At 68.3% G+C, this 24409-nt stretch carries 21 protein-coding genes; 9 read left to right on the top strand and 12 right to left on the bottom strand.

What is annotated here, in order from left to right:
• Positions 1-8 precede the first annotated feature (8 nt).
• The 5 genes from HWX62_RS30105 to HWX62_RS30125 all read right to left on the bottom strand — a co-directional run bounded on the left by HWX62_RS30105 (position 9) and on the right by HWX62_RS30125 (position 6169).
• Entirely contained in the window at positions 9-212 is a 204-nt protein-coding gene (locus HWX62_RS30105) for a hypothetical protein (RefSeq protein WP_175932782.1), read from the bottom strand.
• A 294-nt stretch (positions 213-506) separates the two neighbouring features.
• Positions 507-2507 (bottom strand): acetyl/propionyl/methylcrotonyl-CoA carboxylase subunit alpha, encoded by a 2001-nt coding sequence (locus HWX62_RS30110; protein ID WP_175932781.1) that lies wholly within the window; start codon positions 2505-2507, stop codon positions 507-509.
• 36 nt (positions 2508-2543) lie between these two features.
• Positions 2544-3329, bottom strand: coding sequence for an enoyl-CoA hydratase/isomerase family protein (locus tag HWX62_RS30115; protein ID WP_175932780.1), 786 nt, complete (start codon positions 3327-3329; stop codon positions 2544-2546).
• A gap of 19 nt (positions 3330-3348) precedes the next feature.
• On the bottom strand, positions 3349-4956 hold the full coding sequence (locus tag HWX62_RS30120; RefSeq protein ID WP_175932779.1) for a carboxyl transferase domain-containing protein: 1608 nt from the start codon (positions 4954-4956) through the stop codon (positions 3349-3351).
• 31 nt (positions 4957-4987) lie between these two features.
• Complete coding sequence (locus tag HWX62_RS30125) at positions 4988-6169, bottom strand: isovaleryl-CoA dehydrogenase (RefSeq protein WP_175932778.1); 1182 nt, start codon at positions 6167-6169, stop codon at positions 4988-4990.
• A gap of 170 nt (positions 6170-6339) precedes the next feature.
• Between HWX62_RS30125 and HWX62_RS30130 the strand changes: the two genes are divergently transcribed.
• Positions 6340-7086: a TetR/AcrR family transcriptional regulator gene (locus HWX62_RS30130; RefSeq protein ID WP_175932777.1), complete on the top strand. Its 747-nt coding sequence runs from the start codon at positions 6340-6342 to the stop codon at positions 7084-7086.
• Between the two features lie 55 nt (positions 7087-7141).
• Here HWX62_RS30130 and HWX62_RS30135 read toward each other — a convergent pair whose 3' ends face one another.
• Positions 7142-7630: a MarR family winged helix-turn-helix transcriptional regulator gene (locus HWX62_RS30135; RefSeq protein ID WP_175932776.1), complete on the bottom strand. Its 489-nt coding sequence runs from the start codon at positions 7628-7630 to the stop codon at positions 7142-7144.
• 200 nt (positions 7631-7830) lie between these two features.
• Here HWX62_RS30135 and HWX62_RS30140 point away from each other — a divergent pair, with 200 nt between their 5' ends.
• Together HWX62_RS30140 and HWX62_RS30145 are read left to right on the top strand one after the other, a co-directional pair.
• Positions 7831-8910 (top strand): aromatic ring-hydroxylating dioxygenase subunit alpha, encoded by a 1080-nt coding sequence (locus HWX62_RS30140; RefSeq protein WP_175932775.1) that lies wholly within the window; start codon positions 7831-7833, stop codon positions 8908-8910.
• A complete protein-coding gene (locus tag HWX62_RS30145) occupies positions 8907-9872 on the top strand; it encodes a PDR/VanB family oxidoreductase (protein ID WP_175932774.1) in 966 nt (321 codons plus the stop codon). Before HWX62_RS30140 ends, HWX62_RS30145 begins: the two co-directional genes overlap by 4 nt.
• Positions 9873-10138: 266 nt before the next feature.
• Here the strand turns inward: HWX62_RS30145 and HWX62_RS30150 are convergent, their stop codons facing one another.
• Positions 10139-10585, bottom strand: coding sequence for a hypothetical protein (locus tag HWX62_RS30150; protein ID WP_175932773.1), 447 nt, complete (start codon positions 10583-10585; stop codon positions 10139-10141).
• A gap of 401 nt (positions 10586-10986) precedes the next feature.
• On the opposite strand from HWX62_RS30150, the gene HWX62_RS30155 reads away from it, so the two are divergent.
• The gene (locus HWX62_RS30155; protein WP_175932772.1) at positions 10987-13155 is read left to right on the top strand and encodes a TonB-dependent siderophore receptor; all 2169 of its coding nucleotides are present in this window, start codon (positions 10987-10989) and stop codon (positions 13153-13155) included.
• 9 nt (positions 13156-13164) lie between these two features.
• Here HWX62_RS30155 and HWX62_RS30160 read toward each other — a convergent pair whose 3' ends face one another.
• Together HWX62_RS30160 and HWX62_RS30165 are read right to left on the bottom strand one after the other, a co-directional pair.
• Positions 13165-15090: an SMP-30/gluconolactonase/LRE family protein gene (locus HWX62_RS30160; protein WP_175932771.1), complete on the bottom strand. Its 1926-nt coding sequence runs from the start codon at positions 15088-15090 to the stop codon at positions 13165-13167.
• A 492-nt stretch (positions 15091-15582) separates the two neighbouring features.
• The gene (locus tag HWX62_RS30165) at positions 15583-16776 is read right to left on the bottom strand and encodes a porin (protein WP_175932770.1); all 1194 of its coding nucleotides are present in this window, start codon (positions 16774-16776) and stop codon (positions 15583-15585) included.
• 301 nt (positions 16777-17077) lie between these two features.
• Here HWX62_RS30165 and HWX62_RS30170 point away from each other — a divergent pair, with 301 nt between their 5' ends.
• The 3 genes from HWX62_RS30170 (at position 17078) to HWX62_RS30180 (ending at position 19091) form a co-directional block, all read left to right on the top strand.
• Positions 17078-17710, top strand: a complete 633-nt coding sequence (locus HWX62_RS30170) for a LysE family translocator (RefSeq protein ID WP_175932769.1) — start codon at positions 17078-17080, stop codon at positions 17708-17710.
• A 12-nt stretch (positions 17711-17722) separates the two neighbouring features.
• Positions 17723-18259 carry a GNAT family protein gene (locus HWX62_RS30175; RefSeq protein ID WP_175932768.1) on the top strand — a complete coding sequence of 179 codons (537 nt, stop codon included), beginning with the start codon at positions 17723-17725 and terminating at the stop codon, positions 18257-18259.
• Between the two features lie 97 nt (positions 18260-18356).
• Complete coding sequence (locus tag HWX62_RS30180) at positions 18357-19091, top strand: metallophosphoesterase family protein (protein WP_175932767.1); 735 nt, start codon at positions 18357-18359, stop codon at positions 19089-19091.
• 18 nt (positions 19092-19109) lie between these two features.
• Here the strand turns inward: HWX62_RS30180 and HWX62_RS30185 are convergent, their stop codons facing one another.
• Together HWX62_RS30185 and HWX62_RS30190 are read right to left on the bottom strand one after the other, a co-directional pair.
• Positions 19110-20432, bottom strand: coding sequence for an ATP-binding protein (locus HWX62_RS30185; protein WP_175932766.1), 1323 nt, complete (start codon positions 20430-20432; stop codon positions 19110-19112).
• Positions 20429-21169 (bottom strand): response regulator, encoded by a 741-nt coding sequence (locus HWX62_RS30190; RefSeq protein ID WP_175932765.1) that lies wholly within the window; start codon positions 21167-21169, stop codon positions 20429-20431. The genes HWX62_RS30185 and HWX62_RS30190 overlap by 4 nt, the downstream gene beginning before the upstream one ends.
• Positions 21170-21402: 233 nt before the next feature.
• On the opposite strand from HWX62_RS30190, the gene HWX62_RS30195 reads away from it, so the two are divergent.
• On the top strand, positions 21403-21984 hold the full coding sequence (locus HWX62_RS30195) for a thioredoxin family protein (RefSeq protein ID WP_175932764.1): 582 nt from the start codon (positions 21403-21405) through the stop codon (positions 21982-21984).
• 53 nt (positions 21985-22037) lie between these two features.
• Here the strand turns inward: HWX62_RS30195 and HWX62_RS30200 are convergent, their stop codons facing one another.
• Positions 22038-22676, bottom strand: coding sequence for an FMN-binding negative transcriptional regulator (locus HWX62_RS30200; RefSeq protein ID WP_175932763.1), 639 nt, complete (start codon positions 22674-22676; stop codon positions 22038-22040).
• Between the two features lie 121 nt (positions 22677-22797).
• Between HWX62_RS30200 and HWX62_RS30205 the strand changes: the two genes are divergently transcribed.
• Positions 22798-24306, top strand: a complete 1509-nt coding sequence (locus tag HWX62_RS30205; RefSeq protein WP_175932762.1) for a PLP-dependent aminotransferase family protein — start codon at positions 22798-22800, stop codon at positions 24304-24306.
• The last annotated feature ends 103 nt before the right edge of the window (positions 24307-24409 follow it).

Here is a 24409-nt window from a genome sequence, read left to right on the forward strand (position 1 = left end):
GGCCGGTATCAGGAAGCGGGCGACGAAGCAGGCGCGGTGAAACCCGGCGGGCAGCGCATCTGCGCGGTGGCGACCACGGCGCCGCCGCACGCGGCCTTCTGCTGCGCGACGGGCGCGGCGGATGCGCTCAGGTCGTCGTTGCAGGCGCCGAGGACGGCGGTCAGCGCGATCAGACCGACGACCGCGAAAGGCCGTAGGGCCGACGTTCGCATAACGGTTCTCCGTGAGGATGATGACGTGACGCGGACGCGAACCCCGCGCCGGTCATATCGACGCCGAGATGCTATGTTCGACTTGTTACACGACGGTGTCGAGCGACGGGGGAAATCGGGTGCGCGCCGCGCGGGGCACGCGGGGATGTGGCGGCGTCAGCGAAAATAGTAAGAGGTTCGAAAGATTTGCGCAGATCGAGCGTATCCAGGCCGTGCTGTCGCGACGACGGCACATTACGAAGCGCTTTCTTGCGGGCCGGCCGTCGCGGCAGCCGGCCCTCACGTATGCAACGCTCAGCCTTCCGCCATCACCAACAACTGCGCGCCGTCCGCGACCTGGTCGCCGACGCCGTACAGCACTTCCGCGACGACGCCCGCGCCCGGCGCGCCGATCGTGTGCTCCATCTTCATCGCTTCCATCACGATCAGCGGCGTGCCGGCTTCGACCTTCTGGCCCGGCTCGACCAGCACCGCGATCACCTTGCCGGGCATCGGTGCGGTCAGGCGGCCGCCGCCCTGCTCCGCGTCGCCCGCATGCGCGAGCAGGTTGCGCCATTCGAACGTCTCGGCCGCGCCCTGCGTAAACACATGGAACGTGTCGCCGTCCGCATACACACGGCCGGTGCCGCGCACGCCGCCCAGCGTCACGTCGAAATCGAGCGGCGTGGCGCCACGCGCCCATGCGAACGGTTGCGCGGCGGCATCGCCCGCGGCGATGCGTGTGCCGGCGCCGTCGTCCTCGTACGTGACCGTCACGTCCGCCTCGCGATCGACCGCGTGCCATTCGAGCGTGCGGCGATAGCCGCCGTTCAGCCGCCAGTCCGGCAGCGAACGCCACGGCGACGCCCCTTCCTGTGCGGCCGCATCGCGTTCGCGTGCAAGCAGCGCCGCGCATGCGAGCGCCAGCGTCGCGCGCGGCGGTTGTTGCGGCGCGAACAGCGCATCGTGGTTGCGCTCGATCAGCCCCGTATCGAGATCGGCGATCGCGAACGGCGCGCATGCGACGATCCGCTGCAGGAACGCGGCGTTCGTATGCAGGCCGACCACCTCGCACGCGCGCAGCGCACGCAGCATCAGGCCCAGCGCTTCCGCGCGGTCCGCGCCGTGGACGATCAGCTTCGCGATCATCGGATCGTAGAACGGCGTGATCGCATCGCCTTCGCGCACGCCGCTATCGACGCGCACCGGCGCGCCGATCGAGAATTCGACGCCTTCCGGCAGCCGCAGGTGCTTCAGCGTGCCGGTGGACGGCAGGAAGCCGCGTGCCGGATTCTCCGCATAGAGGCGCGCTTCGATCGCATGCCCCCGCACGCGCAGCGCTTCCTGCTTCAGCGGCAGCGGCTCGCCCGCCGCGACCCGCAGTTGCCATTCGACGAGATCGAGCCCCGTGACCATCTCGGTCACCGGGTGCTCGACCTGCAGGCGCGTATTCATTTCCATGAAGTAGAACGCGTCGCCCGTCATGATGAACTCGACGGTGCCCGCGCCGACGTAATTCACCGCGCGCGCGGCCGCGACGGCCGCCTCGCCCATCGCCTGCCGCACGTCCTCGTGCAGGCCCGGCGCCGGCGCTTCCTCGAGCACCTTCTGGTGACGGCGCTGCACCGAACAGTCGCGGTCGAACAGATACACGGTATTGCCGTGCGTATCGCCGAACACCTGCACCTCGACGTGGCGCGGGCGCGTCAGGTATTTCTCGATCAGCACGCGGTCGTTGCCGAAGCTGCTCGCGGCTTCGCGCTGGCACGACGCGAGCGCCGCCGGGAAATCGTCGGAGCGCTCGACCACGCGCATCCCCTTGCCGCCGCCGCCCGCGCTCGCCTTCAGCAGTACCGGGTAGCCGATCGCGTCGGCTTCGCGGTGCAGCCGGGCCGCGTCCTGGTCGTCGCCGTGATAGCCGGGCACGAGCGGCACGGCGGCCGCGTGCATCAGCGCCTTCGCGGCCGCCTTCGATCCCATCGCGGCGATCGCGTCGACCGGCGGCCCGATGAACACGATGCCGGCCGCTTCGCATGCGTGCGCAAAATCTTCGTTCTCCGACAGAAAGCCGTAGCCGGGGTGAATCGCCTGCGCGCCGGTCGCGCGCGCGGCGTCGATGATGCGCTCGATGCGCAGGTAGCTGTCCGCGGCGGCCGCGCCGCCGATGTGCACGGCCTCGTCGCACGCGGCCACGTGTTTCGCGTTCGCATCCGCGTCGGAATAGACGGCGACGCTCGCGATCCCGAGACGTTTGCACGTCGCGGCGACGCGGCACGCGATTTCGCCGCGGTTGGCGATCAGAATCTTGTCGAACATGGCTTCGATGTCGTCCGGAAGGTTGAGGTCACGCAATCATTCACGCCACGACGGCGTGCGCTTTTCGAGGAAGGCCGCGATCCCTTCGCGCGCTTCCGCGCCGGCGCGGGTCCGCGCGATCCAGTCGGCGGTCTGCTCGATCAGCGTCGCGTCGAGCGCGCGGCCGGCCACGTCCGCGACGAGCCGCTTGCACGCCTTCACCGCGTCGGGGCCGTTCGCGACGAGCGTCGCCGCGAGCTTCGCAACCGTTTCGTCGAGCGCGTCGGCCGGCACCGCATCGTGAATGAAGCCGAGCGACGCCGCACGCGCGCTGTCGAACACCTCGGCCGTCGTGAAGTAGCGGCGCGCCGCGCGCTCGCCCATCGCGCGCACGACGTACGGTGCGATCGTCGCGGGAATCAGTCCGAGCCGCGCTTCCGACAGGCAGAACTTCACGCCGTCGGCGGCGATCGCGATGTCGGCCGCCGCGACGAGGCCCACGCCGCCCGCATACGCGTCGCCATGCACGCGGGCGATCACGGGCTTGCCGCAGCGATGGATCGCTTCGAGCATGCGCGCGAGCTTGCGCGCATCGGCGCGGTTCTCGTCGTCCGAGTAACCGGCCATCTTCTTCATCCAGTTCAGGTCCGCGCCCGCGCAGAATGCCGCGCCTTCCGCGGCGAGCACGACCGCGCGCACGCCTTCGTGCGCATCGAGCCATTCGAACGCGGTGGTCAGCTCGGCGATCGTCGTCTCGTTGAACGCGTTGCGCACGTCGGGACGCGCGAGCGTGACGGTCGCCACGCGGCCGGCTTCGCCGACCTTGATCGTTTCGTATCGCATCGGTCTGTCCTCCCGGGCGTTACATGCGGAACACGCCGAAGCGCGTGTCGTCGATCGGCGCATTCATCGACGCGGCGAGGCCGAGCCCGAGCACGTCGCGCGTCTGCGCGGGATCGATCACGCCGTCGTCCCACAGCCGCGCACTCGCGTAATACGGATGGCCCTGGCGCTCGTACTGATCGCGGATCGGCTGCTTGAACGCCTCCTCTTCTTCCGGCGACCATGCGCCGCCCTTCGCCTCGATGCCGTCGCGGCGCACGGTCGCGAGCACCGACGCGGCCTGCTCGCCGCCCATCACCGAGATGCGGGCATTCGGCCACATCCACAGGAAACGCGGGCCGAACGCGCGGCCGCACATCCCGTAGTTGCCGGCGCCGAACGAGCCGCCGATGATCACCGTGAACTTCGGCACCTTCGCATTGGACACGGCCGTCACCATCTTCGCGCCATGCCGCGCGATGCCTTCGTTCTCGTACTTGCGCCCGACCATGAAGCCCGTGATGTTCTGCAGGAATACGAGCGGGATCTTGCGCTGGCAGCACAGCTCGATGAAATGCGCGCCCTTCACGGCCGATTCGGAGAACAGGATGCCGTTGTTCGCGACGATCCCGACCGGATGGCCCCAGATGTGTGCGAAACCGGTGACGAGCGTCGTGCCGAAGCGCGCCTTGAATTCGTCGAATTCCGAATCGTCGACGATCCGCGCGATCACCTCGCGCACGTCGAACGGCTTGCGCGTGTCCACCGGAATCACGCCGTACAGGCTCTTCGCGTCGTAGCGCGGCGGCTTCGGCTCGCGCAGCTCGACCGGCGGCGCGATCTTCGGCGCGAGGTGACTGACGATGGTGCGCGCGATCGACAGCGCATGCGCGTCGTTCTGCGCGAGATGGTCGGCCACGCCGGACAGGCGCGTATGCACGTCGCCGCCGCCGAGATCCTCGGCGCTCACTTCCTCGCCGGTCGCGGCCTTCACGAGCGGCGGGCCGCCCAGGAAAATCGTGCCCTGGTCCTTCACGATGATCGACTCGTCGCTCATCGCCGGCACGTAGGCGCCGCCAGCCGTGCACGAGCCCATCACGACCGCGATCTGCGCGATGCCCGCGGCGGACATCGTCGCCTGGTTGAAGAAGATGCGGCCGAAGTGATCGCGATCGGGAAACACGTCGTCCTGATTCGGCAGGTTCGCGCCGCCCGAATCGACGAGGTACACGCACGGCAGCCGGTTTTCCGCGGCGATTTCCTGCGCGCGCACGTGCTTCTTCACGGTGATCGGGTAGTAGGTGCCGCCCTTGACCGTCGCGTCGTTGCACACGATCACGCATTCGCGGCCGGCGATGCGGCCGATCCCGGTGATCACGCCCGCGCCCGGCGCGTCGTCGTTGTACATGCCGTTCGCGGCGAGCTGCGAGAACTCGAGGAACGGCGCGCCCGGATCGAGCAGTTGCGCGATGCGATCGCGCGGCAGCAGCTTGCCGCGCGCGAGGTGCTTGTCGCGCGCGGCCTGTCCGCCGCCCTGCGCGAGCTGTTCGATCTTCGCGCGCAGGTCGGCGACGACCGCCTCGAGCGCGGCGGCATTCGCGCGGAAGTCTTCCGAACGCGGGTTCAGTTTCGATTCGATGATCGGCATCGACGGGGCTCCGTTCGCGTGACGTGGGGCGTTACATCGTTTCCGCGAACAGCTCGCGGCCGATCAGCATCCGGCGGATCTCGCTCGTGCCGGCGCCGATCTCGTACAGCTTCGCATCGCGCCACAGGCGGCCGACCGGGTATTCGTTGATGTAGCCGTTGCCGCCGAGGATCTGGATCGCCTCGCCGGCCATCCACGTCGCCTTCTCGGCCGTGTAGAGGATCACGCCCGCGCAGTCCTTGCGCACCTGGCGAATGTGGTCGCTGCCCGCCGAGTCGAGATGGCGGCCCACCGCGTACAGGTACGCGCGGCACGCCTGGAACGTGGTGTACATGTCGGCGACCTTGCCCTGGATCAGCTGGAATTCGCCGATCGCCTGCCCGAACTGCTTGCGGTCGTGGATATACGGCACCACGGCGTCGAGACACGCGGCCATGATGCCCGTCGGGCCGCCCGACAGCACCGCGCGTTCGTAGTCGAGGCCGCTCATCAGCACCTTCACGCCGCCGTTGAGCTGGCCGAGGATGTTCTCCTCCGGCACCTCGACGTCCTGGAACACGAGCTCGCCCGTGTGCGAGCCGCGCATGCCGAGCTTGTCGAGCTTCTGCGCGACCGAGAAGCCCTTCATCCCCTTCTCGACGATGAACGCGGTGATCCCGCGCGGGCCGGCTTCGATATCCGTCTTCGCGTAGACGACGAGCGTGTCGCAATCGGGGCCGTTGGTGATCCACATCTTCGTGCCGTTGAGCACGTAGCGGTCGCCACGCTTGTCCGCGCGCAGCTTCATGCTGACGACGTCGGAGCCGGCGTTCGGCTCGCTCATCGCGAGCGCGCCGATATGTTCGCCCGACACGAGCTTCGGCAGGTACTTCCGCTTTTGCGCGTCGGTGCCGTTGCGGTGGATCTGGTTCACGCACAGGTTCGAGTGCGCGCCGTACGACAGGCCGATCGACGCCGACGCGCGCGAGATCTCTTCCATCGCGACCATGTGCGCGGTGTAGCCCATGTTCGCGCCGCCGTATTCCTCGGAGACGGTCATGCCGAGCACGCCGAGATCGCCGAACTTCTTCCACAGATCCATCGGGAACTGGTCGGTGCGGTCGACCTCCGCCGCGCGCGGCGTGATTTCCTTCGCCGCAAACGTCGCGACGGCGTCGCGCAGCATCTCGATGTCTTCACCGAGCATGAATTGCACGCCGGGCAGGTTGATCATGTCTCCTCCGTCTCCAGAAAGTGTGTCGCACCCACCGATTCCTGAGTTTCGCTCAAATCGAATGAATACGCCGATTCATTGACCAATACAGCGGAAATTTTGCACAGTTTCGCGCCTCGCTGGGTGCTCCGTCAATAGTTTTCTGAGTGATACTCAGATATGATGCGGGCATGACAGCCGCTTCCGCCGACACCATGACAGCCACCGCCAAAGCCGACCGCGCCGACACGCCGCGCGCACCCGCCGGGCGCAAGTCCCAGCAGCGCGTGCAGGACATCCTGCGCGCCGGCCGTGAAGTGTTCGCCGAAAAGGGTTACGAGCATGCGACGGCCGCCGAGATCGCGCAGCGCGTCGGCGTGTCGGAGGCGACGGTGTTCAGCTATTTCCGCGGCAAGCGCGAGCTGTGCGCACGCGTGATCGCCGACTGGTACGACGAAATCATCGCCGCGTTCGAACACGGGATGCCGCGGGAGGCGTCGGTGCAGCAGCAGTTCGCGTTCATCGTGCGCACCCACCTGCGGCTGATGCTCGTGAACGGCACGGGGCTGTGCGCGCTGGTGCTGTCGGAAGGCCGCGCGAAGCAGCATGCGCTGAGCGACGAGCTCACCGCGCTGCAGCGCCGCTACACGGCGCCGCTGATGGACGTGCTCGCGCGCGGCCAGGCGGCCGGGCAGGTTCGCGCGGACCTGCCGCTGAGCTTGCTGCGCTCGATGGTGTTCGGGCCGATGGAGCACGTGCTGTGGGATGCGATCCTCGGCCACCGCAAGCTCGACACGGAAACGACGGCCACGCAGTTGATCGACATGCTGTGGGCGGCCATGCAGCCGCCGGCGCCCGAACAGGCGGCGCTGGTGCGCTTCCGGAACGAAGTCGCGGAAGCGGTGCGGCGGCTGGAAGGCGACGCATCGCGCGGCTAACGGCCGGGACGGCGCGCGCATGCCAGCGCCGCCATTGCCCCGGGGCGCCGCGCGGCTACGAATCCTCGCTCACCCGCAGCGGCGCGCGGCTCTGCTCGTTGTTCAAATGCACGAACTTGCGCAACAGGCGCATCAGTTCCTGCGAATCGTCCTCGCCCATCCCGTCGAACAGGCCCGCGCGCAGTTCCTGCACCAACGGCATCACGTGCGTAAGCAGCTCGACGCCCGCCGGCGTCAACAGCAAGCGCCGCTGACGCCGCGGCAGCACTTCGCGGACGATCAATCCTTTCGCTTCGAGCCGGACGGCGAGATCGGCGGTGGTCGACGTGTCGAGCGCGACCCGCTGCGCGAGCGTCACCTGATCGAGGCCCGGATTCTCGTACAGCATCCGCAGTACCGCGTACTGCACGGGCGTCACGTCCCGGCCCAGCTTCTCGTAGAACATCGCGACCGCGATCTGGTGCGCGCGCCGGATCAGATGCCCGGGCTCGTCGTACAGATCGAGCGGGAAAGCCGGCAGGTCGGCGGGATTCGTTTTTTCCATGAATGAGTCGATGACATAGGCGGCGCGCACCGGTTGCGCGCGCCGACGGCATGACGCCGCGTCGCGCCATTTCCCGGGAAAACCAGTATACCGTCCGCCTTGCCCCGGCCATTACCGATGAGTACACTGAATCTCATTCAGTACACGGAATGAAGATCGGGCCGCGCCTCGGCGGCACCGCCCTGAAGGAGACGACGCACATGTTTCTCAAGAACGCTTGGTATGTCGCGTGCACGCCCGACGAGATCGACGGCAAGCCGCTGGGTCGCAAGATCTGCAACGAATCGATGGTGCTTTATCGCGCGGCGGACGGCCAGGTCGCCGCGCTCGAGGATTTCTGCCCGCACCGCGGCGCGCCGCTGTCGCTCGGGTTCGTGCGCGACGGCGTGCTCGTGTGCGGCTATCACGGGCTGGAAATGGGTTGCAACGGGAAAACGGCAGGCATGCCGGGCCAGCGGGTCGGCGGTTTCCCGTCGATTCGCAGCTTCCCGGCGGTCGAGCGGTACGGCTTCGTGTGGGTCTGGCCGGGCAACGCGTCCGAGGCCGATCCCGCCAAGCTGCCCGCGCTGGCCTGGGCCGAGGATCCGGCCTGGGCGCACGGCGGCGGCCTGTATCACATCCGCTGCGACTACCGGCTGATGATCGACAACCTGATGGACCTCACGCACGAGACCTACGTGCATGCGACGAGCATCGGCCAGAAGGAAATCGACGAAGCGCCGCCGAAGACCACCAGCCATGGCGACGAAGTCGTCACGAGCCGCTTCATGGAGAACGTGATGCCGCCGCCGTTCTGGCGGATGGCGCTGCGCGGCAACGGCGTCGCCGACGACGTGCCGGTCGACCGCTGGCAGATCTGCCGTTTCACGCCGCCGAGCCACGTGATGATCGAGGTGGGCGTCGCGCATGCGGGCCACGGCGGCTACGATGCGCCGGCGAACAAGAAGGCGTCGTCGATCGTGGTCGACTTCATCACGCCCGAGACCGACACGTCGATCTGGTATTTCTGGGGGATGGCGCGCAATTTCCGGCCCGACGACGACGCGCTGACCGCCGAGATCCGCGAAGGCCAGGGGAAGATCTTCGCGGAGGATCTCGAAATGCTGGAGCGGCAGCAGCGCAATCTCGAGCAGTGGCCCGAACGCACGCTCCTCAAGCTCAACATCGACGCCGGCGGCGTGCTGTCGCGCAAGGTGATCGACCGGCTGCTCGCCGCCGAAAGCGCGGCGAGCCCGCAGCGGCCCGTGATGCCGGTCGCGCAGGCCAGGGAGGCGTCATGAGCGCGGCGCCCCTGACGGTGCGCGTCGCCCGCAAGTGGCAGGAAGCGCGCGACATCTGCGGCTTCGAATTCGTCAGCGAGGACGGCTCGCCATTGCCGCGCTTCGACGCCGGCGCCCATATCGACGTGCATCTGCCGGGCGGGCTCGTACGTCAGTACTCGCTGTGCAATCACCCGGAACAACGCGATCGCTATCAGATCGCGGTGCTGCGCGAGGCCGACGGCCGAGGCGGATCGCGCGCGATGCACGACGCGGTCCGGCAAGGCGATACCGTGCGGATCGGCATGCCGCGCAATCAGTTCCCGCTCGCACCCGATGCGCCGCACCACCTGCTGCTCGCCGGCGGGATCGGCGTCACGCCGATTCTCGGCATGGCGGAATGGCTGTGCTCGTCAGGCATGCCGTTCGACATGCATTACTGCGCGCGTTCGGCCGATCGCATGGCCTTCGTCGAGCGGATCAACGCAGCCGGTTTCCGCGATCGCGTCCGCTTCCACGTCGACGACGGCGATCCCGCGCAACGCTTCGATCTGGCCGCCGTGCTCGCCGGCGCGCCCGACGGCACGCACCTCTACGTCTGCGGCCCGCGCGGCTTCATGGATGCGGTGCTGAACGCGGCGCGCGCACGCGACTGGGCCGAAGCGCGGCTGCACTACGAGTTCTTCGGCGGCGCGGTCGCGTCGTCCGGCGCCGATCGCGCGTTCCAGGTCCGGCTCGCGAGCAGCGGCAAGGTGATCGACGTGCCGGCCGAATGCACGGTGATCGCGGCGCTGGCCGCGAACGGCGTCGACGTGCTGACGTCGTGCGAGCAAGGCGTGTGCGGCACCTGCCTGACCCGCGTGCTCGAAGGCGAGCCCGATCATCGCGATGCGTATCTGACCGACGACGAAAAGGCGGCCGGCGACCAGTTCATGCCGTGCTGCTCGCGATCGCGCAGCGACCTGCTGGTCCTCGATCTGTAGGCGGGCCACCCGACACGCGGCGGTCGGCTCGCCCGGCGCGTGTCAGCTTCCCTGTGCGCGGCTTCCGCGGCATCGCACCCGGGACGGAAACGACGACGCACGACTTCCGGACCGCCGCCATCCGCAACACGACATCGAACGCGTTGCGCGAACGGTCATCGAACGATCCGCGGCGACCTTCGACGAGGACGAGACCGCGATCGAGCGCTGCCGCTGCCACCCGAGCCCGTTTCACCCGCGCATGCGGGCCGCGTCCATCGCTCGACTCAATCGGCGAGCCGGCAATGCGACAGCTTCAACCCCGGCAGCACCGGTGCGTCGATATAGCCTTCGTTCACGCAACTGAACCGGAACGCTGACGACGTGACGAACGGCTTGATGTCGCCGCCGGGGAATTTCGGCTTCAGTGCATCCTGGTCGGCCACGTCGAAATGCGTGTCGAACTGCTCGCCACTCGCCGTCAGCGCGCCGAAGTACGTGCCGCCCGGGTCGCCGCCCATCCGGATCACGGCGCCGACGAACGCGAGGCGCTTGCCGTCGTACTTCGCTTTCGCCGCGGCCATGTCCTGCGTGTAGGCCTCGATCACGGCGCCGTAATGCGCGTCGATCGCGGGTTCGGCGCCCGAAGCCGCGCAAGCAGCCTGGTGAACGCCCGCCAGCAGCGCGCAGGCCGCAAGCGCGGCCGCCGCGAACGGCGTGGAAATCTTCTTCATGGGTGGTCTCCCGTCTAGCGTGATGGTTGGAATGATCGAAGCCCGGCGCGACGCCGGTTGAATTCGCTTGCGTTGCTTTAATCGTTCGAATGGCGGTACGCGACTGCGATCACTTCATCGCTCGCGCGGTCGTGCGCGGTGCGTGGCGTCGCGCCGAACGCGACGGGACAGGAAGATGACATGGTGCGGCCCCCGGGCTCTCTCGTGGAATTTCACTGCGTCTGATTTTGGCAGCTACGGTAGCAGACGGCCGGCAGCCCGGCAACCGGGCACCGAGCGTGGCCGGCCGACTCATTACAATTGCAAATGATTCTCATTACATATATCATGTGCACCCTGGTCGCAACGCAACGCCGCGGCCCGCAACACGATCCTTAGCATTCCTCTTCCCGCATCGATTCATGCCATCCCGTCGAACGCCCCGCCGTGCCCGGACCCCGCATCCGTGGCGCACACGTCTGCCTGCCCTGCTCACCCTCTGCGTCGCGAGCGGCGCGCAGGCGGCCGGCACCGAACCCGTTGCGCCCGCATCCGCCGCTGCGCCGGCCGCCGAACACGAACTCCCGGCGATCAGCGTCAACGCATCGGCCACCGTCGATCCGACGATCGGCTATCAGCCGCGCACGACGCGCATCGCGGGCGGCGACGAGCGTGCGCTGAAGGAGATCCCGCAATCGGTCGCGGTGGTCAGCAGCAGCGTGATGCAGGACCAGCAGGCGCGCTCGCTCGACGACGTGCTCGGCAACATCAGCGGCGTCACGCAAACGAACACGCTCGGCGGCACGCGCGACGCGTTCATCAAACGCGGCTTCGGATCGAACAACGACGGCTCGGTGCTGGTCGACGGCGTGCGCACGCCGGTGCTGCACAGCTATCTCGCGACGATCGATCGCGTCGAAGTGCTGAAGGGGCCGGCTTCGCTGCTGTACGGAATGCAGGACCCGGGCGGCGTGATCAACCTCGTCACGCGCAAGCCGGAAGACGCGTTCGGCGGCTCGATCTCCGCGTCGCGCACGAACCACGGCGGCAGCAACGCGCAGTTCGATCTCACCGGGCCGCTCGGCAAGCCGGGCCAGGTCGCGGGCGGCACGCTCGCCTTCCGGCTGACCGGCGAATACGACACGAGCCGCTACTGGCGCAGCTTCGGCCGCGAACGCGATGCGCTGATCGCGCCCGCGCTGTCGTGGCACGACGCGAACACGTCGATCGACGTCAGCTACCAGTACGTCGACTACACGACGCCGTTCGACCGCGGCACCGTGCTCGTGAACGGCCGGCCGGACGATGCGCTGCGCTATCGCCGCTACGAGGAAGCGTGGTCGCAAAGCAGCGGCATCCAGGAAACGCTGCGCACGCGCATCGAGCACCGCTTCACCGATGCGTGGCGCGTACGCGCGACTTACGGCTGGGGCCGCGACCGCTACGACCAGTTCATTACCCGCGCCACCGCGTTCAACGGCAGGACCGGCGCGCTGACGCGCTCGTCCGATGCGAACCTCGGACGCAACGACTCCGACCAGATCGCGACGCTCGGCCTGCTCGGCAACGTGACGCTCGCGGGGATGCATCACGCGATCTACGTCGGCGGCGAATACGAGCGGCAACGCAGCTTTCGCGGCGACACGATCCGCGGCAAGGCCACGACGGGCTTCAATCTCTACGATCCCGTGTACGGCCTGCTCGCGCCGGGCGGCGTGCCGAACCCGAAGCAGAGCGATTCGCGCTCGGTCGTGCATGCGTATTCGACGATCGTGCAGGATTCGGTGAAGATCACCGACCGCCTCACGGCGGTGGGCGGGCTGCGCTGGGAAAACTGGCAGCAGGAATCGGGGATGGGCCGGCCGTTCGTGTTCGCCGACCGTTCGCGCGGCAGCGTCTGGCTACCGCAGTTCGGGCTCGCGTATGCGCTCACGCCGGCGCTCACCGCCTATGCGAACGTGAGCCGCTCGTTCAAGCCGAACGTCGCGTCGAACGTCGCGGCGCCGCTCGCGCCGGAATACGGCCGCGTGCTCGAGGCCGGGCTGAAGTTCAGCCTGAAGCCCGCGATCACGGGCACGCTCGCCGTGTACCAGATCGACAAGCGCAACGTCGCGATCACCGTCGGCGACCTCACGTCGACGATCGGCACCGCGCGCTCGCGCGGGATCGAGCTCGACGTCGCCGGCCAGATCACGCGCCACCTGAGCGTGATCGGCAGCTATGCGTACACGAACGCGAACGATCGCGACAGCAACACGCCGCTCGTCAACGTCGCGCGCCACACGGGAAGCTTGTTCGCGGTGGTCGACACGGCCATCGCGAACCTGCCGGGGCGCTGGCGCTTCGGCGGCGGCGCGCGTCTCGTCGGCGCGCGCGCCGGCGACACGGCGAACAGCTTCACGCTGCCCGGCTACGTGACCGTCGACGCGTTCGCGGCGTACGAAACGACGATCGGCAAGTTTCCGACCCGCTTGCAGCTCAACGTGAAGAACCTGCTCGACAAGACCTACTATCCGTCGAGCAACAACAACCTGATCGTCGCGGTCGGCGAGCCGCGGCTCGTCACGCTGACGACGACGGTGTCGTTCTGACGGGCGCGCTCACGGACGCCAGCGATACACGACGATGCTCGACCCGTTGTAGTTGTCCTTCGTGATCACGTACTCGCCGGTCGAGCGCAGGTACGCGCGCACGCCGTACATCGAGTCGACGTCGTTGCCGACGTCCATCGCCGCCGTGTTCGAGTTCGTCAGCGTCGTGACGAGCGCGCCGGTGTTCAGGTCGAATATGTCGATGTTCGGCACCGTGTGCACATAGCCGACGAACAGGTAGTGGCCGGCGGCGGCGATCGATTTCGGGTTCGCGCTCGTCAGGTTGATCACCGGGTTCGGCGCGCTCGTGTTGCCGTTCTTCCAGCCGTGATAGACCTCGATGTGCCCGTTCATCGCGGTCCAGTCCCAGTTGCCCGCGAGGCCCTGCGCGAGGATCATCGTGTCGCTGTCGGCCTGGTAGATGATGCGCGTGACAGGCGCCACGCTGCTCGGCACGGCCGTCGTCACCGGCTTGCCCCATGACGGCTTGCCGGTCGCGTCGAAGCCCGTCATCGGGTAGCGCGTGATCACGTTGGAGCCGTTCAGTCCGGCCCACACGTCGCCGTTGCCGTCGATGTCGAAACCGGCCGTCACCTGCAGCGTCGTGTTGAACGGCTTGCCGGGCAGCGAGCCGGCCGGAATCGCGATGTAGCCGCTCGCGGTGTTGAAGTAATAGAAGTTGAAGTTGCCCGGGTTCTGGCCCGACGCGACGAGGATCCGGTTGCCGCCGACCGTCACGAGCTGGCCGAAGTGCTGGCCGCGCTGATAGTCGTTCATGTCGAGGCGCGGATCCTTCGGATAGGTGAACGGATCGACCGTGTTCGCGACGAACGTGCCGCCCGCGGTGCCCGTATACACATTGTTGCCGCTGAAGAACAACGTGCCGTCGGTCGCGGGATCGGGCGCGGCGATTCCCTCGAAGTTCAGCGCCTGCAGCTTCCATTGCAGCGTGCCGATCGGGCTGTACGCATGCAGATCGGTGCTGCCGTTGCGGCCGAGATCCCAGCCGCCGCCCCACGCGTTGTTCAGCACGTACAGGTTGCCGGCCGCATCCTTGCCGAGCGCCGCGACGCGCGTGAAGCGCTTGTCGCCGACCTGCCCCTTGATGCCCGTCGTCGTGTCGAGATAGCCGCCCTGCACGCCGAACGTGCCGATCTGCACCGGCAGCCCCGGCAGGCCGCCATACACCTTGATGTTCATGTCGGGCCCTTCGTCGCCCACCATCAACCGGCCCAACGACGCATCGAAGTACAGCGATGCCGGCCGCGCGCCGGCCGCCATCTGCAGCGTGTTCATCGCCGTGCCGGTCGGGCTGAACTGCGCGACGACGCCCGCGCTCTTGCGCGCGACCCACAGGTTGCCGGCCGCATCGAGCGCCAGCGCGCCGGGGCCGGTGACGCCGATGTCGCGCTGCCACACGCCGTCGGTCGTATAGACGCGCACGCGGTTGCCGTAGAAGTCGCTCACGTACAGCAGGTTGCCGGCCGTCGCGAGGCCCGTGATCACGTCCGCATACTGGATACCCGTCCACGTGCTGACCGGAATGCGCAGGTCGCGCTGGTTCGTGCTGCGGTTGTAGCGGCCCACCGAGCCGCTGCCGAACGTGCGGTTGTAGCCGAGCGCGACGAACAGCGACGTCGAATTGCCGGTGATCGCGCCGCCCTGGAATTCGTCGTGGATGCCGATCGTGCCGAGCGGCTGGCCGTTCTGGTAGATCGCGACGCCGCCCGCGTTCTCGTCCCAGCGCGACGCCGTGTAGATCACGCCTTCGGGCGCGACCCACATCGAGCGCGCGCCGTTGCCGACGTGCGAGGCCAGCGTGCCGTACGTGTTCGCGAGCCAGTCGGTCGAGTATTGCGCCTGTGCGTGGCTTGCCGGCGCCAGCATCGCCATGCACATTCCCAGCAACGCCGCGCGGATTTGTTTCATTGACATGAATAGTGCTCCAAGACGAACAATGGTCGACACTGTAAATCGCGGCGCATGAAATATTGGTGATCCCGGAAAATTCGCATTCGCCGTTCCCCGAATTATTCACTCCACGCCTTTTGCCGTCCGGCGCTTTTTCGTCAACGATCGCAAAATCTGCCAACCCATGCCAATACGGCCTGACAGCCTCGCGGCTTCGGCGCATTGCCCGGCATTTTGTTCCGGTTTTCCGAATGCGACCGAGTCATTTTTTCTTGCATGACCGCATTGCTTTTTCATTCCATCGAAAGCATTTCCATTATTACAAATTGAAATTGAAATGAAAGAGAAAAAATATTATCCGGCGCGACCGGCCTTTTGCGATATCGCACGGGGAAGGAAGAAGCGGGAGGAAACGGAAGAATACGGCGGAGAAAAGAGAGGCGACGGTATGGGAGCATGCGCGCGACGAGGCCCGCATCGGCCGCGGGCCCCGTTGCACGCGCAACGACTACCGCGTCAGAACTTCTGGCGCAGCCCGAGGCTCACGATTGCCTGCGAACGCGAATCGGACGAGTGACCGTTCGCCTTGTCGGACACCGACGCGGTCGCGGCCACCGGCCGGCCGAGTGCGTCGAGCGTCGTGCCCGATGCATGCTGGTACGCGCCGAGCAGGTACACGCTGGTGCGCTTCGACAGATCGTAGACCGCGCCGAGCGTGACGTTGTGATACTGCGCGCGGTTGTCGATGCCGTCGACGTCGCTGCCGCGCGTGTAGCTGTAGCCCGCGAACAGCTGCGTCTGCGGCTGCACGTTCCAGCGCGTGAACACGCCGGCGACGTTGAACGTCGCGTGGCCGCTGAACAGCGACTGCGCGCCGCTTCGGTACTGCACGTTGCTGTAGTTCACGCCGACGACGGCCGGGCCGAAGTCGTACGTCGCGCCGGTCGCGATCACCTGCTGCGACTGCGCGCTCGCATAGCCTTCGTTGATCGACGAATTGAACAGGCCGTCGTCGGTGCTCTGCCACTTACCCGCGGTCGGGTCGGTCGCGCCCGTCTTGCTGTTGTCCGAGCGCTCGTAGCCGACGCCCACGCGCAGCGGCCCGGCCGCGTACGCGGCGCCGACGCTCCACGTGTTGCGCTGCTTCATGCTGCCCGGCTGGCCGCCGAAGCCGTACAGCGCGCCGAACGTGAAACCCGAGTAGTTCGCGCTCGTGTACTTGATCGAGCTGTCGACGCGCGCGGTCTGGTCGAGATCGTCGATGTCGCCCGGGTGCGCGCCGAAGCCGCCGATGAACGACGACGGGCCGACCGGGCTCACGAAATCGTCGAGCGACGTGTACTGGCGGCCCAGCGTGATCGTGCCGTAGCGGTCGCTGCCGACGCCGACGAACGCCTGCCGGCCGAACTGGCGGCCGCCCTGGCCCGACGTGCCGTTCGCGATGTCGAAGCCGTTCTCGAGGACGAACAGCGCGCGCATCCCGCCGCCGAGATCCTCGGAGCCCTTGATGCCCCAGCGGCTGCCGGACAGGTTGCCGGTCGTGAGCCCGACGCTCGAATGGCCGGTGTACGCGCCCGCCGAGCCGACCCGTTCGTTGCTGCGATAGGTCACGCCCGCATCGACGATGCCGTACAGCGTGACGGAACTTTGCGCGGCGGCGATACCCGCGAGCGAGAGCAGCAGCGGGGCTGCGATCAGTTGCTTGTTCATGGTTTGGTGTCTCCGGGCGCTGAACCCGTTGTTCTGGCTGTTGCGAGTAGCGCGCGCGGGCGCCGACATCCGCCGGCGGTGCGAGACCGGCGACGTCCGCGCGCGACGATGCGGCGGGCATGCCCGCTGCGGCCGGTATGGTAATTGGAACCGGTTCCGCTCCAAAGCGGAATAATGACAACAGTTTCTTGTCAAAATTGAGATAGTCGGCGGCGCGGCCGTGCGCGCGGCCGACGCGCCTGTACAGCGCGGGGCGACGCGCACCATAATCGGACGCGCATCTTCCATCGGGAGCCTCGTCATGCATGAAACGACCCTGCTGATCTTCGCCGCCGTCGCGTTCGTCGGCATCGCGACACCCGGCCCGACCGTACTGCTCGCGCTGACCAACGGCTCGCGCTACGGCGTGCGCCGCGCGGCCTACGGTTTCGCCGGTGCGATGCTGTCCGACTTCGTGCTGATCGTCGCGGTCGCGCTCGGCCTCGGCGCGCTGCTGATGGCGTCGGCGTTCTGGTTCTCGGTCGTGAAGTGGCTCGGCGCGGCTTACCTTGCCTATGTCGGCATCCGGCTGCTGATGTCGAAGGGATCGCTCGACGTCGCGGTCGCACAGCGCGGCACGGCCTCCGGGCGCAACGCGTCGATCTTCGCGAAAAGCTTCCTGACCGCGGTGACGAACCCGAAGGGCTATCTGTTCTTCTCCGCGTTCCTGCCGCAGTTCCTCGATCCGGCCGCGCCGCTCGTGCCGCAGTACGTCGCGCTCGCGGTCACGTTCGCGCTGCTCGACGGCGCGGTGATGTTCGGCTACGCGCTGCTCGGCGCACGCGCGGTGCGGCTGCTGAAGCGCTCCGGCGCGCTGTGGCTCGAACGCACGTGCGGCGCGATGCTGCTCGCGCTCGCCGGCTCGCTGGCGCTGTACCGGCGCCATGCCGCGTAGCGGCACGCTCCGGTGAAAATCGACCAGCCGCCCCGCGCCGGCCTCCCCGGCCTGTCGCTCCGGCAACTCGAGCGCGCGGACCTCGATGCGTGGTATGTGTACCTGTCGAACCCCGACGTCTTTCGCCACACGAGCTGGAACCTGCGCTCGCCCGACGATCTGCTGCCGCTGTTCGACAACATCGAATCGGCCGATCCGGATTCGATCCGGCGTCTCGCGATCGTCGACACCGCGTCGGGCGCGCTCGCCGGGACGATCGGGCTGCATACGGTGTCCACCGTGAACCGCTCGGCGGAGATCGCGTACGACCTCGCGCCGTCGCACTGGGGGCGCGGTATCGCGAGCGCGGTGTGCGAGGCCGTCACCGCGTGGGCGTTCGCGCACGGCGGCTTCATGCGCATGCAGGCCGTCGTGCTGACGAGTAATGCGGGCTCCGCGCGCGTGCTGCAGAAGTGCGGCTACCGCTACGAAGGGCTGCTGCGCGCCTACAAGATGGTGCGCGGCACGCCGGGCGATTTCGCGATGTACGCGCGGCTCGCGACCGATTGACGTGCCCGCCGCGGCATCGGCCGCCGACGCCGCGACGCGATTGGACGACCCGCGCCGAATTGGCGACAATCGCCGTTCCCCTCATCGACCTGCCGCCATGAAAATCGCCGCGCTCTCCGACATCCACGGCAACCTCGCCGCGCTCGACGCGGTGCTCGACGACGTGCGCCGCCGCGGCGCCGACGTGATCGTCAATCTCGGCGACATCGTGTCGGGGGCGCTCCATCCGGCCGAGACGGCCGATCGCCTGATCGCGCTCGACCTGCCGACCATCAAGGGCAATCACGAGCGGCAATTGCTGACGTTCGAACGCGACGCGATGGGGCTGTCCGATCGCTGGGCGCACGACACGCTGCGCGCCGAGCACCGCACGTGGATCGCCGCGCTGCCCGAACGCCTGACGCTCGACGGCGACGTGCTGATGGTGCACGGCACGCCGGCGAGCGACCTCGTCTATTTCCTCGAAACGGTCACGCCCGACGGCTGCCGCGCGGCCACGCCCGACGAAGTCGCGCAGCGCGCGGGCGACACGGCGGCCTCGCTGATCCTGTGCGGCCACACGCACGTGCCGCGCACCGCCAAGCTCGACGACGGCCGGCTGATCGTCAATCCCGGCAGCGTCGGGCTGCAGGCGTACGCGGACGATCTGCCGCATCCGCACCGGATCGAGACCGGCTCGCCGCATGCGCGTTACGCGATGGTGTCGCGTACGGCGGCCGGCTGGAACGTCGAATTCCATGCGGTCGAATACGACTGGCACACGGCCGCCGCCGTCGCGGCCACGCGCGGGCGCGACGACTGGTCCGTCGCGCTGCGCACCGGCCGCTGCTGACCCGCACGCCCTGCCGCGTCATCCCGCGTTCCTCAGCGTCAGCCTCGCTTCGAGCCCGCCGCCGTCGGGCCGGTTGTGCAACGTGAGCGAGCCGCCCATCGCAAGCGCGAGCTGCCGCGCGATCGCGAGGCCGAGCCCCGTGCCGCCCGTCTCGCGATTGCGCGAGGTCTCCACGCGCCGGAACGGCTCGAACACCGCGTCGAGCTGATCCTCCGGGATCCCGGGCCCGCGGTCGAGCACGGCGATCACCGCGCCGCCGTCCGGCGCCGCCCGCACGTCGATCTCGGCCGCACCCGCGAACTTCAGCGCGTTGTCCACCAGGTTGCCGACGATGCGGCGCAGCGCCTTCGGCCGCGTGACGAGCGCGAGCGGCGCGCGGCTGTGCAGCGCGACGTCCTGCCCCGCATCCGTGTAGTCGCACACGATGCTGTCGAGCAGCGCGTCGAGATCGATGCGGCGCGCGGCCTCCTCGGTGCCGTGCAGCGTCCGCGCGTACGCGACGCCCTCCTTCACCAGATGCTCCATCTCGAGCAGGTCCTGGCGCAGCTTTCCGCCCTGCGCGTCGTCGTCCATCACGTCGACGCGCAGCCGCATCCGCGTGATCGGCGTCTGCAGATCGTGCGAAATCGACGCGAGGATCTGCATGCGCTCGGCCATGTATTGCGCGATGCGGTCCTGCATCGCGTTGAAGGCCCGCGCGGCGCGCGCGACTTCCGACGGCCCCTCCTCGCTCAGACGCTCGCCCTTCAGGTCGGGGCCCAGCGCGTCGGCGGCCTGCGCGAGCTGCTTGAGCGGCCGCGTCGCGAGTCGCACCGCGATCCAGCAGCACGCGGCCAGCACCGCGAGCTGCACCACGAGCACGGCCGGCAGCCAGCCCGACAGCGGCACGGTCGACATCGGATGGATGTCGATCGTCAGCGGCGAGCCGTCGGTCAGCCGCAGGTGCACCTGCAGATGCTCGCGGTCGCCGGGGATCGAATTCGCGGTCAGCGGGTAGTCGCCGCCGATGCCGTCCGAGATCGAGCGCTCGACGCGCGCCGACAGCCGCGCTTCCGGCGGCGTGCCGGTCTCGCCGGGCCCGAGGATGAACGCATAGCTGCGCCGCGCGAGACGCGGCAGCCAGGCCGTCCGCTCGGCCGGCGGCAGATGGTCGAGCAGCGCGACCGAGCTTGCGACCTCGCGCTCGATGTAGCCCATCATCAGGTTCGTGGTCGCCTGGTCGCGCTCGGTCACGGTGATCCAGAACGACAGCGTCTGCGCGAGCGCGAGGCCCACGCACAGGATCAGCGCGAGCCGCGCGAACAGCGAACGTGGCCAGTGCCACGGCGTGCGCGCGCTCATGGCGTACCGTCGACGGCGGTCACGGCCGACGAGAACACGTAGCCCTCGTTGCGCAGCGTCTTGATGTAGCGCGGTTCGCGCGCGCCGTCGCGCAAGCGCTGGCGCAGCCGGCTCACCAGCAGGTCGATCGAGCGGTCGAACGGATCGGACTGACGCCCTTGCGTGAGGTTGAGCAACTGGTCGCGCGTCAGCACGCGCTGCGGGTTGTCGAGGAACACGCGCAGCAGCCGGTATTCGGCGCCGCTCAGCGCGACCAGCGTGCCGTCCGCGTCGAGCAGGTGGCGCCCGGTCGTGTCGAGCTGCCATTCGCCGAACGCGAGCAGCGCGGCCGTTTCCGTCACCTGCATGCCGGGCGGCAGCATGCGCGCGCGGCGCAGCACCGAGCGGATCCGCGCGAGCAGCTCGCGCACCGCGAACGGCTTGGCCAGGTAGTCGTCGGCGCCCATCTCGAGACCGATGATGCGGTCGGTTTCCTCGCCGCGTGCGGTCAGCATCAGCACCGGTACCGTGCGGAACTTGCCGGCACGCAGGTCGCGGCACAGCGTCAGGCCGTCCTCGCCGGGCAGCATCAGGTCGAGCACGATCAGGTCGGGCGCGCCGTCGTCCAGCACGTTGCGCATCTCGCGGCCGTTCGCGGCCAGCGACACGCGCATGCCGTTCTTCTCCAGGTAGTCCGCGATCAGTTCGCGGATCGCGCGATCGTCGTCGACGATCAGCACGTGGTCGATCTTGTCCATGAGTCGTTGCCGGTATCGGTGTCGGGGTTCGTGCGGGGCGATGTCCGCCTTTATACCGCACGGCGGGCACGCGTTTGTATCCCAATGTATCCCGCTGCCGTGGCGACACACAACATTGCACACGCGCGGCCGGCCGGACACATCGCAGATACGTCGGCGCCGCCTAATGGGGCCTGTCGAAACCCGCCGGCCGCCGCCCTCGCGCCGCGGCCCGCAAAGATCAGGAGAACGCCATGCTGCCCCGACTCAAGACCGCCGCCCTCGTCATCGCCCTCGCCGCCACGGCCGGGCTCGCCGCCTTCGCCGGCACCCGCGACGACACGGCCGTGCAGGCATCGCCGGCCGGCATGGCCGCGCCCGGCTTCACCGGCATCGAGCGCTGGCACAACAGCGCGCCGCTGACGCTCGACCAGTTGCGCGGCAAGGTCGTGCTCGTCGATTTCTGGACGTACTCGTGCATCAACTGCATTCATACGATTCCGTACGTGAACGACTGGTACCGGAAGTATCGCGACCAGGGGCTCGTCGTGGTCGGCGTGCACACGCCGGAATATCCGTTCGAACGCGACGCGAAGAACGTCGCCGATGCGATCAAGCGCTTCGACATCCGGTATCCGGTCGCGCAGGACAACCGCTACGACACCTGGCGCGCGTACGGCAACCAGTACTGGCCCGCGCTGTACCTGATCGATGCGAACGGCAAGATCGTCTATACGCGTTATGGCGAAGGCGGGTACGACAAGACGGAGGCCGCGATTCGGGCAGCGCTTGCGCAGGCGGAGGAAGGCATGAAGGGTGCGGCGCGCACGCAGTGACCCGAACGGGGCGCGGGCGCGAGATTCGCTCGCGCGCCGCGGCCCTCATGCGCTCAGGTGCGCTTCGCGTCGGCCTCCGCCAGCATCGCCTCGCCGATCGCGAGATTGCCGTGCGCGACCAGCGCCTCGCCCGCGCCGCGAATGTCGGCCTCGGGCTTGTTCTGCCCGAGCTTGCGCTTGCCGATGAGCTGCGTGATCCCGATCTGCAGCCCGACGATCGATTGCAGCATCGCGTCCATGTAGTCCGGCGGCGCGTCGCCCATCTTCCACGGCACGGGTTGCGACGCTTCGTGCGTGCGCGTCAGCCGCGCGACCACGCCGCGCACGAACTTCTCGTCGTCGCGCACCGTGATGCGGCCGTGCGCATGCACGACCCGGTAGTTCCACGTCGGCACCGCCCGGTGCGTCGCCTGCTTGCTCGGATACCAGGTCGGCGAGATGTACGCGTCGCCCGCGCGGAAGATCACGAGCACCTCGTCGCCGTCCGCGACGTCCTGCCAGACCGGATTCGCGCGCGCGACGTGAGCATGCAGTTCGCCGAGCCCGCCGTCGTCGCGTATCAGCTCGAACGGCAGGTGGATCGCATCGAGCCCGCTCTTGCCGTGCGTGATCAGGCTGCCGAACGGATGCTGCACGATCAGCTCGCGCAGCGCGTCGGGGTTGGGTTCGTTGTAATCGGCGGGGATGTACATGTCGGCTCCACGGACGGACGGGGTGGGAATCGGGCGCGGGTGGCCCGTCATGCGTCGATTGTGGTCTCAAACTGGTTTATTCTGTAGAGCCGGTTTGAAACAATTTCAGCAGACCAGAATCATGGCAAGAACGGCCCGGATCGTCGAAATCCCGTCGCTCGGCGCGCTCGACCGCGCGGCCGGCGACCTGAGCCGGCAACTCGCGCAGGCATTGCGCGACGCGGTGCGCCGCGGCGACGTCCGCCCCGGCGACACGCTGCCTTCCACGCGGCTGCTGGCGGCGTCGCTGCAGGTGGCGCGCGGCACCGTCGTCGATGCGTATGCGCAGCTCATCGCGGAAGGCTTTCTCGAATCGCGCGGCGGTGCGGGTACGCGGGTCGCGCACGCACTCGCGGAACCGCCACCCGTCGGCGACCCCGAACCAACCACCCGCCATCAACGCCCGGTACGCGACGCCCTGCCCGAACCGGCCGCCGCCTTCGCGCGGCTTGCCACCGAATTCAGCCCGCTGCCGGCGATGCCGTTCGCGATCTCGGTGCCGCTCGGCCTCACCGCGCCCGACGACATCTGGCGCCGGCTCGGCAATCGCCTGCGCGCGCGCGGCCCCGGCGCACCGTCCGGCTATGCCGACCCGCAAGGCGCGCTGCCGCTGCGCGAAGCGATCGCCGATTACGTGCGCCGGTCTCGCTCGGTGCGCTGCGATGCCGGCCAGGTCGTGATCACGAGCGGCACGCAGCAGGGGCTGCATCTCGCGAGCCAGGTGCTGCTCGGTGAAAACGACCGCGCGTGGGTCGAGAATCCGGCCTATCGCGGCATCACCGCGCTGCTCGAAAGCACCGGGCGGCGCGACGCGATGGTGCGCGTGCCGGTCGACGCCGACGGCCTCGACGTCGACGCCGGCATTCGCGTCGCGCCCGATGCGCGCGCCGCGTTCGTCACGCCGTCGCATCAGTACCCGCTCGGCATGCCGCTCAGCATGGCGCGGCGCAATGCGCTGCTGGCATGGGCCCGCACGCATCGCGCATGGATCGTCGAAGACGACTACGACAGCGAATTGCGTTACGAAGGCTATCCGTTCCCGTCGCTGCAGGGCCTCGCGCCCGATCGCGTGATCTATCTCGGCACCTTCAGCAAGATCCTGTTTCCGTCGCTGCGACTGGGCTACGTGATCGCGCCCGACGATCTCGTGCCCGCGTTCTGCGGCGCGCGCGTGCTGATGGATCGCCACGCGCCGACCGCCGACCAGCACGTGCTCGCCGCGTTCATCGCCGAAGGCCATCTCGACCGCCACATCCGCCGCGTGCGCGGCGTCTATGCGGAACAGCGCGCGCTGCTGATCGACACGCTCGGCGCGCGGCTGCCGCGCGAGCGCGCGTGGGTGCAGCCGGGCGACCAGGGGATGCACGTCGTGCTGTGGCTCGCGGCAGGCATCGACGATCTCGACGTGGTCGCGCGCGCGGCCCAGGCCGGCGTCGCGGTGCGCGCGGTGTCGCCGATGTTCGCGCCCGGCACGGCCCGGCCGGGGCTCGTGCTCGGCTTCGGCGGATTCGGCCGCGCGCAGATGGAAGCGGCCGCGCAGCGGCTCGCGGACGTGGTTTCGTCGGTGGAATCGCGGGCCCGCGCGCGGTAAAAGGTTGTCGGCGGGCAACAAACGTAATCGTCTGTAAATCCTGCAAGCAAACGGCCGTTTCGGCCATCGGCACCGGGGTTCCGTTTGCTAGGATCGCGCGTCT

Source organism: Burkholderia sp. BCC0506 (genome assembly GCF_902833145.1).
GTDB lineage: Bacteria > Pseudomonadota > Gammaproteobacteria > Burkholderiales > Burkholderiaceae > Burkholderia.

Bases quoted from the DNA above. Each gene is read 5' to 3' on its own strand.
- HWX62_RS30105 (WP_175932782.1), bottom strand. From the start codon at position 212: ATGCGAACGTCGGCCCTACGGCCTTTCGCGGTCGTCGGTCTGATCGCG.
- HWX62_RS30110 (WP_175932781.1), bottom strand. From the start codon at position 2,507: ATGTTCGACAAGATTCTGATCGCCAACCGCGGCGAAATCGCGTGCCGC.
- HWX62_RS30115 (WP_175932780.1), bottom strand. From the start codon at position 3,329: ATGCGATACGAAACGATCAAGGTCGGCGAAGCCGGCCGCGTGGCGACC.
- HWX62_RS30120 (WP_175932779.1), bottom strand. From the start codon at position 4,956: ATGCCGATCATCGAATCGAAACTGAACCCGCGTTCGGAAGACTTCCGC.
- HWX62_RS30125 (WP_175932778.1), bottom strand. From the start codon at position 6,169: ATGATCAACCTGCCCGGCGTGCAATTCATGCTCGGTGAAGACATCGAG.
- HWX62_RS30130 (WP_175932777.1), top strand. From the start codon at position 6,340: ATGACAGCCGCTTCCGCCGACACCATGACAGCCACCGCCAAAGCCGAC.
- HWX62_RS30135 (WP_175932776.1), bottom strand. From the start codon at position 7,630: ATGGAAAAAACGAATCCCGCCGACCTGCCGGCTTTCCCGCTCGATCTG.
- HWX62_RS30140 (WP_175932775.1), top strand. From the start codon at position 7,831: ATGTTTCTCAAGAACGCTTGGTATGTCGCGTGCACGCCCGACGAGATC.
- HWX62_RS30145 (WP_175932774.1), top strand. From the start codon at position 8,907: ATGAGCGCGGCGCCCCTGACGGTGCGCGTCGCCCGCAAGTGGCAGGAA.
- HWX62_RS30150 (WP_175932773.1), bottom strand. From the start codon at position 10,585: ATGAAGAAGATTTCCACGCCGTTCGCGGCGGCCGCGCTTGCGGCCTGC.
- HWX62_RS30155 (WP_175932772.1), top strand. From the start codon at position 10,987: ATGCCATCCCGTCGAACGCCCCGCCGTGCCCGGACCCCGCATCCGTGG.
- HWX62_RS30160 (WP_175932771.1), bottom strand. From the start codon at position 15,090: ATGTCAATGAAACAAATCCGCGCGGCGTTGCTGGGAATGTGCATGGCG.
- HWX62_RS30165 (WP_175932770.1), bottom strand. From the start codon at position 16,776: ATGAACAAGCAACTGATCGCAGCCCCGCTGCTGCTCTCGCTCGCGGGT.
- HWX62_RS30170 (WP_175932769.1), top strand. From the start codon at position 17,078: ATGCATGAAACGACCCTGCTGATCTTCGCCGCCGTCGCGTTCGTCGGC.
- HWX62_RS30180 (WP_175932767.1), top strand. From the start codon at position 18,357: ATGAAAATCGCCGCGCTCTCCGACATCCACGGCAACCTCGCCGCGCTC.
- HWX62_RS30185 (WP_175932766.1), bottom strand. From the start codon at position 20,432: ATGAGCGCGCGCACGCCGTGGCACTGGCCACGTTCGCTGTTCGCGCGG.
- HWX62_RS30190 (WP_175932765.1), bottom strand. From the start codon at position 21,169: ATGGACAAGATCGACCACGTGCTGATCGTCGACGACGATCGCGCGATC.
- HWX62_RS30195 (WP_175932764.1), top strand. From the start codon at position 21,403: ATGCTGCCCCGACTCAAGACCGCCGCCCTCGTCATCGCCCTCGCCGCC.
- HWX62_RS30200 (WP_175932763.1), bottom strand. From the start codon at position 22,676: ATGTACATCCCCGCCGATTACAACGAACCCAACCCCGACGCGCTGCGC.
- HWX62_RS30205 (WP_175932762.1), top strand. From the start codon at position 22,798: ATGGCAAGAACGGCCCGGATCGTCGAAATCCCGTCGCTCGGCGCGCTC.